Below are 12,010 nucleotides of genomic sequence, written 5' to 3'. Positions count from 1 at the left end.
CAATGGGAATATCCCCCGTTTTTTCATTATACATTGAAGAGGATGCCGCATCGCGGACATCCTCCTTTTTTCGTTAAAACATTGGGTTTTCCTCGAGATGCCGATAAATATTTTCCACGAGCTGCTCAGGCGTTTCGCCGCTGACAAACTCGCCGTTGACGAGCGCAAACAGCGTTTCCGCGCAGCGTGTGCAATAGCTTAAGCAACTGTATTCAATGATGTCCAAGTTCGGATCCTTTTCCAACATTTCCATTGCTTTGTACGACCCGCTGGCTAAGTTGCTGATGCAAAATTCGATGATTGGCAACATCATGCGCATGTTCACCTTCCTGCTTCCCATCGTAGCGGTTTTCCGGCGCGGCGTCAATGAACATGCTCGTTCGATCGAGGAAGCGGAAAAATGATTGTTCTTTTGTCACAATTTCGTTATACTTTTCTATGGCATTGTCGGCTTTAGAAACTCGACAAAAGGGGATTTTTCACGATGAGACAACTTGTATTGCTTGGCGGAGGATACGGCAATATGCGCATTTTGCAGCGCCTCCTCCCGGACGAATTGCCAAACGACATTCATATTATCCTCATCGACCGCGTTCCGTACCATTGTTTAAAAACGGAATATTACGCCTTGGCCGCGGGAACGGTCAGCGACCATCACATCCGCGTCCCGTTTCCGGAACATCCGCAGCTTGTGTACCAATTCGGCGAAGTCGTCTCGATTGATCTCGACCAGCAGCTCGTCCATTTAAAGGATGGGAGCAGCGTCCGCTACGATGATGTCGTGATCGGATTGGGCTGCGAAGACAAATACCACGGGGTGCCGGGCGCCGAGGCGCATACGTACAGCATCCAGTCGATCGATAAGGCGCGCGCCGCCTATGAAGCGCTGAACAATTTGCCGCCGAAAGCGACGGTCGGCATCGTCGGCGCGGGATTGAGCGGCGTCGAGCTGGCCAGCGAACTGGCGGAGAGCCGTCCGGACTTGCACATCAAGCTGTTTGACCGCGGTGAGCGCATTTTGCCGATGTTTCCGAAACGGTTGAGCGATTATGTGGAAGGATGGTTCGTTGAACACAAGGTGGAAATCGTCCGCAACTCCAACGTCACGAAAGTCGAACCTGGCGTCTTGTACAACCACGACGAGCCGGTCAAGTGCGACGTCATCGTCTGGACGGCCGGCATTCAGCCCAACCGCGTCGTCCGCGAACTGAATGTCGAAAAGGACAAGCAAGGCCGCGTGGTGCTGACGAAGCGCCATCACATCCCCGGCTATGAAAACGCCTACGTCGTCGGCGACTGTGCGAGCCTGCCGCATTCCCCGAGCGCCCAGCTCGCTGAAGCGCAAGCCGAGCAAATCGTCCAAGTGCTGCAAAAGCGGTGGAACGGCGAAGAACCACCGAGCGAATTCCCGCCGATCAAATTAAAAGGCATTCTCGGCTCGCTCGGCAAAAAGCACGGCTTCGGCTTGCTCGCCGACCGCCCGCTCACCGGCCGGGTGCCGCGTTTGTTGAAATCAGGCATTTTGTGGATGTACAAGCATCACCATGGGTACTGACAGCACAACTGGCCCTTATTCGGCGAAAAAGGCGGAGTTCATTCCGCCTTTTTCCCTTCCGGCGTCGACGGTTGATACCCGATTTTTTCCATTTCTGCACAAATCGCTTTGAGCCGCGGGTTGCCTTCGGCGACGACGTTTCCTTCGATCACCACGACCGGATACACCCAATCTTCTTCGACGATCGTCTGAGCGAGCTCCCGCTTCTCCTCGTCATCGGCCGGCGGCGCAAAAATGTCGACGTACGTCATCACAAACGGCTGATCCGGATACTTGCGGCGCAGCGCGGCCTCGAGCCACTCGTACGTTTCTTTCGACGACGGCAGCTGCACGCATGCCGGGCAAATGACGTCGGCCCCGTACACACAAATTTCAACCGGCTTGAATGTCATCGTTGTCACCCTTTGCAAAAGCAAAATTTATCATTAGATTTTTTTTGTCACTATGATTATAATAAAAACTAAGGAAAGGAGTCGATGGAAATGACGGATCAAGAAATCAAAGAACAAGTGCAAGAAGTTTTAGATAAACTGCGTCCGTTCCTGCTTCGCGACGGCGGCGACTGCGAACTCGTCGATGTCGAAGACGGCGTCGTGAAACTTCGCCTCCTCGGCGCGTGCGGCAGCTGCCCGAGCTCGACGATTACGCTCAAAGCCGGAATTGAGCGCGCCTTGTTTGAAGAAGTGCCGGGCGTCGTCGAAGTGGAACAAGTGTTTTAATATGAAAAATCCGAACAGCGGCCGCTGTTCGGATTTTTTTATCGCCAGCGGGGCGGCGAGCCGACGGGAAGGCTGGTGATGGGCAGCCACAACCCGCCTGATCGGGCGCTTCTCCGTTTTCGTTTCCTTCCAATTGTGCAAGGAAAACCGTCATATCTTTCGCCCGCTCCCAAGCGCGGCGGCGAAACGGCCAGGCCGCTGAACGGACTTCTGTTCGCGCCGGCGCCCAAGAAGGTTCAAGCTTCAAGCGCCAGCTTGTAGACGCGGCTGCCGCGCGGCTCGACGGAAAGACGCGCGATTTCGCACGTCGGAAAATGCGGGCGCAGCCGGCGCGCGAGCCGCTCTCCTTGGCCCGGTTCGGCAAAGACGAGCACCGTCGGCCCCGCTCCGCTCAGCGCCGCACCGATCGCTCCGTATTCAAGAGCGAGCGCCTCCGCCCGCTCGAGTTCCGGAACGAGCTGTCTCCGATACGGCTGATGGAACAGATCGGCGGCCATCATCCGGCCGGCAAGCTCCCAGTTTTTCGTGAGCAACGCGGCGACGAGAACGTTGCTGACGGCGCTCGCCTCGACCGCCCGCTCTCTCGGCCATTGTTCCGGCAGCTGCCCGCGCGCTTTTTTCGTTTCCAGTTCATACTCCGGAATAATAGCGACAAGCTCCACATCCAATTGTGGAATATGGACGACATCCACGCCCGCCTCGCGGCAGCAGCCGATGACAAGCCCCCCGTACAACGAGGCGCCGACATTGTCCGGATGTCCTTCGTATCGGGTCGCCAATTCCATCTTTTGCTCGCGCGGCAACTGAAGCCCAATCAGCGCGTCGGCGAGCTCAATGCCGGCGACGACCGCCGCCGCGCTGCTCCCGAGCCCGCGCGTAAACGGAATGTCGCTGTACACATCGACTGCACAGCTCGGCAGCCGGCGGCCGTAAACGTGCGCCGTCTCCGCCGCCACTTGATACACCAAATTGTCCGTCCCGCGCGGAATGCCGCTCACTTCCGCCGTTTTCGGCGCAAACGACCACGCATCCGCCAAGCGGACGTCAAGCGTCAAATAGCGATTGACCGCGAGCCCGATCGAGTCAAACCCGGGCCCTAGGTTCGCCGTGCTTCCCGGCACGACGATCTTCAACATCTCGTCTTCTTTCATGCCCGGACAACCCCTTGCAAATGCTCCAAGACAACTTGTTCATCGTTCGGCAGCACGATCGGTTCGATCGCCGCGGTCTCCAAGGCGATGGCCGGGTCTTTCAATCCGTTGCCAGTGAGAACCGCGACGACGAGGCTGCCGCGTTCGATTTCGTTCCGTTCGCGCTGCTTGATCACCCCGGCGATCGCCGCGCATGACGCCGGTTCGGCAAAAATGCCTTCCGTCCGGGCGAGCCGCTTGTAGGCGGCCAAAATTTCTGCGTCGCTCACCTCATCAATTTTCCCGCGCGACTCGCTCGCCGCCTCGACCGCTTTGTCCCAGCTCGCCGGATTGCCGATGCGGATCGCGGTCGCCACCGTCTCCGGCTGTTCAATCACCCGGTTGCGGACGATCGCCGCCGCTCCTTCCGCTTCAAAGCCGCGCATTTGCGGCAAGCCCGTTCCTTTCGCTTCATGGTACTCCTTAAACCCTTTCCAATAGGCGGTGATGTTGCCGGCGTTGCCGACTGGAATGGCGAGCACGTCCGGGGCGCGCCCAAGCTGGTCGCACACTTCAAACGCCGCCGTTTTTTGCCCTTCGATCCGGTACGGATTGACCGAGTTGACGAGCGTAATCGGCGCCGTTTCGCTCAACCGGCGCACCATCTTCAGCGCCTCGTCAAAGTTGCCGTCAATCGCAAAAATTTCCGCGCCGTACATGGCGGCTTGCGCCAACTTGCCGAGGGCGATCTTGCCGTTCGGAACGACGACGAGGCAGCGCATGCCGGCGCGCGCCGCGTAGGCGGCCGCTGAAGCCGATGTATTGCCGGTTGAGGCGCAGATGATCGTATGGCTTCCTTCCTCTTTCGCCTTGGCCACCGCCATCACCATGCCGCGGTCTTTAAACGAACCGGTCGGGTTCGCCCCTTCGACCTTGACATAGAGCGCAATGCCGAGCTCCTCCGACAAGCGCGGCAGCGGGATGAGCGGCGTATTCCCTTCGCAAAGCGACAGCCTCGGCGTCGCCGCAGAGAGCGGCAAAAAATCGCCGTAGGCGTCAAGCAGCCCTTTCCATGCCATTACCGTTTCTCTCCTTCCACTCGATACGAGCTTTGCACCCGTTCGACGATTTCCAAATCGCCGAGCTGCTGCAAAATGTCTTCGTAGTCTTGCTGTGAGGCGTCATGCGTAACGATGACGATTTCCGCTAGGCCATCCTCTTTCAGCGGCAATTGCAAAATTTTCTCAAAGCTCACCCCGCGCTCGGAAAACAGCGTCGTAATTTTGGCAAACGCGCCGACCTGGTCTTTGACATGAATGCGCAAAAAGTATTTCGAGAAAATGTCCGCCGGCGTCTTCAACTGCTTTTCATATTGCGGCGCGACGGCATAGCGGCCGTTGACGCCAAGGCGCATATTTTTCATCACCGCGACCAAGTCGGAGACAACCGCCGTCGCCGTCGGCAAGCTCCCGGCCCCCGGCCCGTAAAACATCGTCTCTCCGACCGCTTCGCCGTATACGTACACCGCATTGTATTCGTTGTGCACGGACGCCAACGGATGCGAATCCGGCAAAAACGTCGGCTGGACGCTCACCTCGACCTTCTGCCCGTCGCGCTGGGCGATGCCGATCAATTTCATCGTGTAGCCGAGCCGCTTCCCGTAGTTCAAGTCTTCCTCCGTCACTTGAGTGATGCCTTTCACTTGCACATCGTCCAAGTCGATGTCCATGGAAAAGCCAAGGCGGGCCAAAATCGCCATTTTCCGCGCCGCATCCAGCCCTTCGACGTCTGACGTCGGATCGGCTTCCGCAAACCCGAGCGCCTGCGCTTCAGCGAGCACGTCCTCATAGGAAGCGCCGTTTTGCGACATTTTCGTCAAAATGTAGTTCGTCGTCCCGTTCACAATGCCCATGAGCTTCGTAATCCGGTCCGACGCCAAGCCGTCAACCAAGCTGCGCAAAATCGGAATGCCGCCGGCGACGCTCGCTTCATAAAACAAATCGCAGCGGTATTCCGCCGCCACCCGAAGCAGCTCCGACCCGTAGACGGCCATTAAGTCTTTATTGGCGGTCACGACATGCTTCCCTTGGCGCAGCGCCCGCAATAGCAGCTCTTTTGTCTCCTCAATGCCGCCCATCACTTCGATGATGACATCAATGTCTGGATCGTCAATCACCTCAGCCGCACTCGTCGTAAGGAGCGACGGGTCAACGGCGACATCACGCGGTTTCTGTACATCCCGGACAAGGATTTTTTTCACCTTCACCGGGCACCCGACTTGATGCATCAACTTTTCCTGATGGTTTTCAATAATTTTGACCACGCCGCTCCCGACCGTTCCTAATCCTAACAATCCGACCAAAATTGGTTTTTCCATGATTCCCGCCCCTTCTGTTTACGTACAGTAGACATTTGTATTTTTATAGTAGACATTATAAAAGACGATCGGCCATTTGGCAATGAAAATTTTTATGAGATCCGGTTCACAGGCGTCAGCGGCGGCCGTCCTTCGAGCACGGCGATGATATTGTCGCGCGCCAATGTCATCATGGCGCGCCGCGTTTCGTACGTGGCGCTGCCGATATGCGGCAAGGCGACGACGTTCGGAAGCGAAACGAGCGGATGATCGGCCGCGACCGGCTCGTGTTCAAATACATCCAATCCCGCCGCGGCGATCTCCCCGCCGACCAGCGCCTCATACAACGCCTGTTCATCGACGACCGCTCCGCGCGCCGCGTTAATGAAAATCGCGGACTTCTTCATTTGCCGGAACGCCTCGCGGTTGAACAAATGGCGCGTCTCGGAGGTGAGCGGCGTCAAGCAGACGACAAAATCGCTCTCTGAAAGCAAGTCGGCGAACGGACGATAGACGGCGCCAAGCTTCTCTTCCGCCTCCGGACGGCGGGAGCGGTTGTAATACAGAATGTTCATGTCAAACCCCTTCGCCCGTTTCGCCACTGCCTGGCCGATGTTCCCCATGCCGACGATGCCGATCGTTTTATGATGGACATCGGCGCCCGCAAGCAAAAACGGACTCCAGCTTTTCCATTTCCCTTCTTTCAAAAACATAGCCGCTTCGACAAGGCGGCGGGCGGTGGCCAATAAAAGCGCAAACGTCAAATCGGCCGTCGTATCGGTCAATACATCGGGTGTATTGCAAACGAGAATGCCTCGATGGGCCGCCGCCGCTACATCAATGTTATCGTAGCCGACGCCCATATTGGCGACGACTCGGAGCGCCGAACCGGCGGACAAGACGTCTTCATCGATCGGATCAGACACCATCGGCAAGATGGCCGTCGCCCGTTTCGCCTTTTCCACGAGCACATCGTGTGGCACGGCCATATCTTCATGGGGCCACATCTCTACTTCAGCGATGGCCAAAAGCGGCGCGACCACGTCCTCGGGCAATTTTCGCGTAATGAATACATACGGCTTCGTCATGGTGCAGCCTCCCGCATCGTTTTTTCTAAATCTTATCACAACTTTGGCCGAAAAAAAACGGGAAGTTGTCCTTAGGGTTTAACGGCAGGGAAGCGGTCGTTTTTTCGTTTAGGCCAAAAAAAAGCGGGAAGCTGTCTTCCCTGCGTTACGCCGGCGGCAGCCACTCGACCGCCGGCAGGCGGATGCGGTTCGAGATGCCGGCGATCTTGGCAAACGCGGCCAAAAATCGTTCATATTCATGCGATCGATCGAGCAAGCGCCGCAACTCCCCCTCCCGCCTTGTCCGTTCGCTCTCATCCACAGCGATATAATATGCCTCGACACATTCAAAATAGGAAAGCGGAAACAACAACCTGGCGTAAACGAGTCTCCAAGCAAACGGCGACAGCGGCGCCGCATGTTCATACTCTTGAAAAAACTGCCGCACCGCCCGCTGACAGCCAAGTCCGCTCTTTTCGTACAAATGGCGCACCCATTCCGCCAAATCGCGGGCGCAATGGTCATACACCCAGTCGGTCGGCAGCTTCGCTTCGATCCCCCCAACCCACTTCGCCTCGGGGAGACGCTCATGGCAAAATGCCGCGTAATCGATGCGCCCTGGTTCTTCGTCAATCTCCGTGTCCGCCACGTATTGCACCGCGTTTTCCGCCAAGCCTAAATAATACGGGAACGATTCGATAAACAGACGATCAAACAGCGACGACGGCCCGGAAGCGAGCTTGCTCGACCAAAACGCCTCCATTTGATCGATCCGCTTCGCCCACAGCTCCCGCCATTGGCCGATGCGCCGGCAGGCGACGATCGGCCATGGACATGTTCTCCCGCATTCATGCATCACCGCCAATTCCCTTCCGAGCGAACGAAAGCGAGCCGCCGGAAGCGGAGCGCGAACGAGCGCCAACGGCTGTCCATTATAGGAAGCGATATACGTTCCGGACGTCGTTTTGACCAGTTCTCCGACGCCGTCCACTCCTTTTGCCCGCAAATAGCGGCTCATTCGCTGGCGCTCTTCCATTTCCGCTTCGCTTTGCCCATCGGCGGGAACGAGCAAAAAACGCTCCTGCCGATGCCAAAAGGCCGCATGCCGTCCGCTTCGCTCCAACCTCTCGACGCGCATGCCATACTGTTCACGCACCCATTCTTCCATCGCCGCGCCTCCTTTTTGCCGAAACCAGTCAATTCCGCTCGTTCCACACCTTCATCTCATCGCCGCCCCATCAATGAGCCGATTCCGCCTCCGCTCCAGCATGAAACGGCCCCATTCACGCGCCTATGTTGATCAGCCAACGCATGGCCGCGGAAAAAGAGGGCTACTTTTTATATATGACAGCGGGCGCCAAAAAAGCCGATGAGCATTTTTCTTTATATGACGGACTTATTTATGACATGATACATATATATAGAAAACGACTTTCTAAAAGAAACAGGTGAAGTTCATGAGCGAATTCATTATGAACAATCTGGAACAAACGGCTCGGCGCTGGCTTGAGGAACGGGGGGTGACCGTGGAAAAAATTGCGGAGCTCGTTTATTACTTGCAATCAAAATATCATCCCGATTTAACGATGGAGGAGTGCATCGAAAACGTCAACCGCGTCATTTCGAAACGCGAAGTGCAAAATGCGATTCTAACCGGCATCCAATTGGATAAACTCGCCGAAGACGGTCGGCTCGATGAACCGCTGCAGTCGATCATCCGCCGCGATGAAGGGCTGTATGGCGTCGACGAAATTTTGGCGCTGTCAATCGTCAATGTGTACGGATCGATCGGGTTTACGAACTACGGATATATCGATAAGCAAAAACCGGGCATTTTGCAATATTTAAATGATAAATCGACCGGCAAATGCAACACGTTTTTGGACGACATTGTCGGCGCCATCGCCGCAGCGGCGTCAAGCCGCCTGGCGCATCGGGCCGCCAATGCGGAGTAACGCCGGCTCCGCCCATGCGCGCCCTCCATCCGCGCCGAGCAACATGAAACGCCGCCTTGCCTTTTTTGGCAAAGCGGCGTTGTTTACAAGCGGTCAAGCCATTCCAAAAGTGAATCAGCCGTATACGTCGGCATCCGTTCGTAGCGGGCGAGCATTTCTTTTGTCGTAACGCCCGTATGGACTAAAAGCGTATCAATGCCAGCGTTCATGCCGGCTAAAATGTCGGTTTCATAATAGTCGCCGATCATCAGCACGTCCTCCTTCGGGACGCCAAGCACTTTGAGCGCCTGCTCCATAATGATTTTTTCCGGCTTGCCGATAAATGTCGGCTTCACCTGCGTCGATACAGCGACGACCGACGTCAGCGCCCCGTTGCCCGGAAGCAGCCCCCGCTCCGTCGGCAAGGCGATGTCGCCGTTGGTTGAGATGAACATCGCTCCATTTCGGACAGCGAGACAAGCGACAGCGAACTTTTCGTATGTAATTTGCCGGTCAATCCCGATGACGACGACATCCGCATCTTCGCCGGCCAAACGGAATCCTTTGTCCGCCAAGGCGGTTTGGAGCCCTTCTTCACCGATCACATACACGGAAGCATCCGGTTTTTTTTCAAAAATGTAATTCGCCGTCGCCTGGCTTGTCGTAAACACATGCTTCTCCTCGGCCGGCACGCCGAACGAACGCAATTTTTCCGCCACTTGCGCCGGTGTGCGCGACGAATTGTTCGTGACAAACAAATACGGAATGCCACGGCGGTGCAGCTCGTTGACAAACGTACGCGCCTCAGCGATGCATTCGGTGCCGCGGTACATCGTCCCGTCCAAATCGATGAGGTAGCCGTTGTATCGTTTCAATGCATTTGCTCTCCTTTCCCGCCATCAATTGCGAAACGCCGACACCGGGCCGAGCTCGTTTTCAAGGTAAGCGCGCACCGCCTTCGGATACGCCTCCAGCGCCGGCAAATGTTCGTTCAGATCGGCGAGCAATTTCGCGTGATCGACGCGCGCATATTCGTGCACAAGCATTTTCCGATGGGCAATGAACGCTTTCAATCGGTCAGCATCCGCCGGCGAGATCACCTGTTCGTCAGCCAAAATATCGATGATGTCGTTATAGCTGCCCGGGTCGCGCATAATAAACCCGTCGATCATGGCGTTGCCGACGTCCAACACCGCCTCGATGACGATATGAGCGATCCGTTCGAGCGCCAATTGCCGAAGCGGCTCGTCCCATCGCTCCTCGGCCTTGTAACGGTCCAGCATTTGTTCCATGTAGCTGAGCGTTTCTTCCAGTTTTTTGCGATCGACAAAATACATCCGTCATCCCTCCTCGTTCCTTTGTGCGATTTGCTGTCTCCCGTTTTCGCCGCCTGTCTGCTATGATGGACATAGACGAAAAAACAGGAGGGGCTCAAATGATGGGTGAACGGTTTTATTTATACGACGACACCGTCGAAGCGGCCGTCCGCTTCGTCAGCTTTGTCGGCGAGCGGCAGCGGTTTGATTTGGCGCTCATCGAAACGGATCGTTTTTACGGGAAGTGGCTCGTGCTCGACTTGCAAAGCAACCGCTTTGCCATTCTCGGGCGCGACGATTTGGAGGAGCCAGGCTATATCGAGCACGCTTACCAGCTTCATGAACAAGATGCCAACGATTTGCGCGCCTTTTTGGAGGAGTATCTCTCATAACCTTCCTCGGTTTCGGGCATCTTATGAAACAGCCCACGAACGAAGGAAGGTGAGACGAATGGCGGAACGGGAAACATACGCCGATTTTTCCGTCGTCGAGAAACAGCGCAATTTCTTGACCGCTGAAGAGTTCCCAGAAGGGCCGTACGGCTCGCCGCGCCGCGACGACGCGCCGGTCGAAAACAAAAGCACGCCTTGGAAGGAAGGCCAGCGGCATTACAGCGCCTTCAACTACGAGTTTAAATCGTTCCACCAAAACATTCCAAGGCGCGACCCAGCCGCCCACCCGCCGCACGACGATCCGCATCAAAGCGAACAGTTTCCGTACAACGAAGGCGAATGACGAGGCAGCCGCTCGCGGCAAGCGGGCGGCTGCCGTGCTTACCGTTTCACCTTGCGCAGCACAAAATACGCGCAGCCGAAGTTGCAATATTCATACAAATATTCGGACAACGTGCTGATTTTCGTATCGTACGTCGCTTTTTGGTTATGGTCGTCAAAAAACCCGCGCAACCGGAGCTGGTTGTATCCCCAATCCCCGACAATGTAGTCGTACTTCGCCAAAATGTCCGCATATCGGGCGCGAAAGGCTTCTTCATTAAAGGCGTTTTTCACATTTTCCACCAGTTCGTAACAATGATTGTTAATGCAAATCACTGTTCTCACCTCGCCTTTCCACTTCCATCATAAACGATGCATCGCCCCCAATCAATTACTGTCATCAAACCATCATCCGTGTGCCACCCTAAAAGCGAAGGGGGTGCTGACGATGAGACAACCATGGTTGGCCGTTGCGTTCGGAGCGGCCGTCGCCCTAGCCGGCTGCGCGCAGACGGCTCAGGACGAAAACACCGATATTTACAAGCGGAGCGGCAACACGATCAATGTCACCGACCGCAACGAGCTGTACAATGAAAACGGGGTGCCCAACGGCGATGACACGCCGATGAACAACTTCGGCTACGTCCGCCATCAAAAAAGCCCGATCCTCGGCGATGCAAACGGCTATAACGACATGCCGTCCTTCAACCGCGAGAAAGCGGCTGATTTAATCAGCAAATTGTGCACCCAGCTGCCGGGCGTCAAAGACGTCGCCACGCTCGTCACGGATGAGGAAGTGCTCGTCGTGTATGACGCGGACACGAACAACCGGCAGCAAACGGCCGATCAAGTGAAAAAAACAGCGCTTTCCGTCGTTCCACGCTACTACCATGTGTATGTCGCCGACAATCCGCAGCTGATGAAGGACATTGAGCGCTTCGGGCGCCTTGATTCGAACACGCGCAACATCGACCAAATTCTCGATGCGACGATTCAGCGGATGTTGAAATATCCGCAAGGGAAAAAACTGAGCGACGGGGAAAATGAAAACGGCGAAATGATCAACGAAACAAACGATGAATTAGACCGCGATTTCCGCGACGGCACGCCGCGGGCGACGAAAGCGGGGCGCTAGGGAAAAGAAACGGTCTGCCTTCTTTATGAAAGGCATGACCGTTTCTTCGCGTTCATCCGGCCGGGATGATGCTTTCAGCCGCTGA

16 protein-coding genes are annotated in these 12,010 nt (G+C 56.0%); 6 read left to right on the top strand and 10 right to left on the bottom strand.

Features of this window, described 5'->3' with window-relative positions; genetic code table 11:
- Window positions 1-73: 73 nt before the first annotated feature.
- Window positions 74-313, bottom strand: a complete 240-nt coding sequence (locus tag ACVX3G_RS05515; RefSeq protein WP_011232428.1) for a YuzB family protein — start codon at window positions 311-313, stop codon at window positions 74-76.
- Between the two features lie 171 nt (window positions 314-484).
- Here ACVX3G_RS05515 and ACVX3G_RS05510 point away from each other — a divergent pair, with 171 nt between their 5' ends.
- Complete coding sequence (locus ACVX3G_RS05510) at window positions 485-1,555, top strand: NAD(P)/FAD-dependent oxidoreductase (protein ID WP_011232429.1); 1,071 nt, start codon at window positions 485-487, stop codon at window positions 1,553-1,555.
- A gap of 38 nt (window positions 1,556-1,593) precedes the next feature.
- On the opposite strand, the gene ACVX3G_RS05505 is transcribed toward ACVX3G_RS05510, so the two are convergent.
- A complete protein-coding gene (locus tag ACVX3G_RS05505; RefSeq protein WP_021321786.1) occupies window positions 1,594-1,947 on the bottom strand; it encodes a YuzD family protein in 354 nt (117 codons plus the stop codon).
- Window positions 1,948-2,031: 84 nt separating this feature from the next.
- Between ACVX3G_RS05505 and ACVX3G_RS05500 the strand changes: the two genes are divergently transcribed.
- Window positions 2,032-2,274, top strand: coding sequence for a NifU family protein (locus ACVX3G_RS05500; protein ID WP_011232431.1), 243 nt, complete (start codon window positions 2,032-2,034; stop codon window positions 2,272-2,274).
- Window positions 2,275-2,510: 236 nt separating this feature from the next.
- Here the strand turns inward: ACVX3G_RS05500 and thrB are convergent, their stop codons facing one another.
- From thrB to yutH, 5 genes are all read right to left on the bottom strand, one after another.
- Window positions 2,511-3,425, bottom strand: coding sequence for a homoserine kinase (thrB, locus tag ACVX3G_RS05495; RefSeq protein WP_020278449.1), 915 nt, complete (start codon window positions 3,423-3,425; stop codon window positions 2,511-2,513).
- Window positions 3,422-4,483 carry a threonine synthase gene (gene thrC / locus ACVX3G_RS05490; RefSeq protein ID WP_011232433.1) on the bottom strand — a complete coding sequence of 354 codons (1,062 nt, stop codon included), beginning with the start codon at window positions 4,481-4,483 and terminating at the stop codon, window positions 3,422-3,424. The genes thrB and thrC overlap by 4 nt, the downstream gene beginning before the upstream one ends.
- Window positions 4,483-5,781: a homoserine dehydrogenase gene (locus ACVX3G_RS05485; protein ID WP_020278448.1), complete on the bottom strand. Its 1,299-nt coding sequence runs from the start codon at window positions 5,779-5,781 to the stop codon at window positions 4,483-4,485. The genes thrC and ACVX3G_RS05485 overlap by 1 nt, the downstream gene beginning before the upstream one ends.
- Before the next feature lie 92 nt (window positions 5,782-5,873).
- Window positions 5,874-6,848: a 2-hydroxyacid dehydrogenase gene (locus ACVX3G_RS05480; protein ID WP_011232435.1), complete on the bottom strand. Its 975-nt coding sequence runs from the start codon at window positions 6,846-6,848 to the stop codon at window positions 5,874-5,876.
- 145 nt (window positions 6,849-6,993) lie between these two features.
- Window positions 6,994-7,995, bottom strand: coding sequence for a spore coat putative kinase YutH (gene yutH, locus ACVX3G_RS05475; protein WP_014196663.1), 1,002 nt, complete (start codon window positions 7,993-7,995; stop codon window positions 6,994-6,996).
- Between the two features lie 289 nt (window positions 7,996-8,284).
- Here yutH and ACVX3G_RS05470 point away from each other — a divergent pair, with 289 nt between their 5' ends.
- Window positions 8,285-8,782: a phosphatidylglycerophosphatase A family protein gene (locus tag ACVX3G_RS05470; protein ID WP_011232437.1), complete on the top strand. Its 498-nt coding sequence runs from the start codon at window positions 8,285-8,287 to the stop codon at window positions 8,780-8,782.
- Between the two features lie 83 nt (window positions 8,783-8,865).
- On the opposite strand, the gene ACVX3G_RS05465 is transcribed toward ACVX3G_RS05470, so the two are convergent.
- Together ACVX3G_RS05465 and hepT are read right to left on the bottom strand one after the other, a co-directional pair.
- Entirely contained in the window at window positions 8,866-9,636 is a 771-nt protein-coding gene (locus ACVX3G_RS05465) for a TIGR01457 family HAD-type hydrolase (protein WP_011232438.1), read from the bottom strand.
- A 24-nt stretch (window positions 9,637-9,660) separates the two neighbouring features.
- On the bottom strand, window positions 9,661-10,098 hold the full coding sequence (hepT, locus tag ACVX3G_RS05460) for a type VII toxin-antitoxin system HepT family RNase toxin (RefSeq protein WP_011232439.1): 438 nt from the start codon (window positions 10,096-10,098) through the stop codon (window positions 9,661-9,663).
- Window positions 10,099-10,196: 98 nt separating this feature from the next.
- On the opposite strand from hepT, the gene ACVX3G_RS05455 reads away from it, so the two are divergent.
- Together ACVX3G_RS05455 and ACVX3G_RS05450 are read left to right on the top strand one after the other, a co-directional pair.
- The gene (locus tag ACVX3G_RS05455; RefSeq protein ID WP_011232440.1) at window positions 10,197-10,469 is read left to right on the top strand and encodes a DUF3055 domain-containing protein; all 273 of its coding nucleotides are present in this window, start codon (window positions 10,197-10,199) and stop codon (window positions 10,467-10,469) included.
- 58 nt (window positions 10,470-10,527) lie between these two features.
- Window positions 10,528-10,812: a hypothetical protein gene (locus tag ACVX3G_RS05450; RefSeq protein ID WP_013144327.1), complete on the top strand. Its 285-nt coding sequence runs from the start codon at window positions 10,528-10,530 to the stop codon at window positions 10,810-10,812.
- 38 nt (window positions 10,813-10,850) lie between these two features.
- Here the strand turns inward: ACVX3G_RS05450 and ACVX3G_RS05445 are convergent, their stop codons facing one another.
- On the bottom strand, window positions 10,851-11,126 hold the full coding sequence (locus ACVX3G_RS05445; RefSeq protein ID WP_013144326.1) for a YutD family protein: 276 nt from the start codon (window positions 11,124-11,126) through the stop codon (window positions 10,851-10,853).
- A gap of 112 nt (window positions 11,127-11,238) precedes the next feature.
- Between ACVX3G_RS05445 and ACVX3G_RS05440 the strand changes: the two genes are divergently transcribed.
- Window positions 11,239-11,925, top strand: a complete 687-nt coding sequence (locus ACVX3G_RS05440; RefSeq protein ID WP_033012358.1) for a YhcN/YlaJ family sporulation lipoprotein — start codon at window positions 11,239-11,241, stop codon at window positions 11,923-11,925.
- The last annotated feature ends 85 nt before the right edge of the window (window positions 11,926-12,010 follow it).

This window comes from Geobacillus sp. PLS 41 (genome assembly GCF_056494105.1).
This window is presented reverse-complemented; position numbering and strand designations above follow the sequence as displayed.

Excerpts from the sequence above, each read along its gene's own strand:
- thrC (WP_011232433.1), bottom strand. The coding sequence starts at position 4,483 with ATGGCATGGAAAGGGCTGCTTGACGCCTACGGCGATTTTTTGCCGCTC.
- ACVX3G_RS05505 (WP_021321786.1), bottom strand. The coding sequence starts at position 1,947 with ATGACATTCAAGCCGGTTGAAATTTGTGTGTACGGGGCCGACGTCATT.
- ACVX3G_RS05485 (WP_020278448.1), bottom strand. The coding sequence starts at position 5,781 with ATGGAAAAACCAATTTTGGTCGGATTGTTAGGATTAGGAACGGTCGGG.
- ACVX3G_RS05500 (WP_011232431.1), top strand. The coding sequence starts at position 2,032 with ATGGAAATGACGGATCAAGAAATCAAAGAACAAGTGCAAGAAGTTTTA.
- ACVX3G_RS05455 (WP_011232440.1), top strand. The coding sequence starts at position 10,197 with ATGATGGGTGAACGGTTTTATTTATACGACGACACCGTCGAAGCGGCC.
- ACVX3G_RS05480 (WP_011232435.1), bottom strand. The coding sequence starts at position 6,848 with ATGACGAAGCCGTATGTATTCATTACGCGAAAATTGCCCGAGGACGTG.
- ACVX3G_RS05515 (WP_011232428.1), bottom strand. The coding sequence starts at position 313 with ATGATGTTGCCAATCATCGAATTTTGCATCAGCAACTTAGCCAGCGGG.
- ACVX3G_RS05470 (WP_011232437.1), top strand. The coding sequence starts at position 8,285 with ATGAGCGAATTCATTATGAACAATCTGGAACAAACGGCTCGGCGCTGG.
- ACVX3G_RS05510 (WP_011232429.1), top strand. The coding sequence starts at position 485 with ATGAGACAACTTGTATTGCTTGGCGGAGGATACGGCAATATGCGCATT.
- thrB (WP_020278449.1), bottom strand. The coding sequence starts at position 3,425 with ATGAAAGAAGACGAGATGTTGAAGATCGTCGTGCCGGGAAGCACGGCG.
- yutH (WP_014196663.1), bottom strand. The coding sequence starts at position 7,995 with ATGGAAGAATGGGTGCGTGAACAGTATGGCATGCGCGTCGAGAGGTTG.
- ACVX3G_RS05450 (WP_013144327.1), top strand. The coding sequence starts at position 10,528 with ATGGCGGAACGGGAAACATACGCCGATTTTTCCGTCGTCGAGAAACAG.
- hepT (WP_011232439.1), bottom strand. The coding sequence starts at position 10,098 with ATGTATTTTGTCGATCGCAAAAAACTGGAAGAAACGCTCAGCTACATG.
- ACVX3G_RS05440 (WP_033012358.1), top strand. The coding sequence starts at position 11,239 with ATGAGACAACCATGGTTGGCCGTTGCGTTCGGAGCGGCCGTCGCCCTA.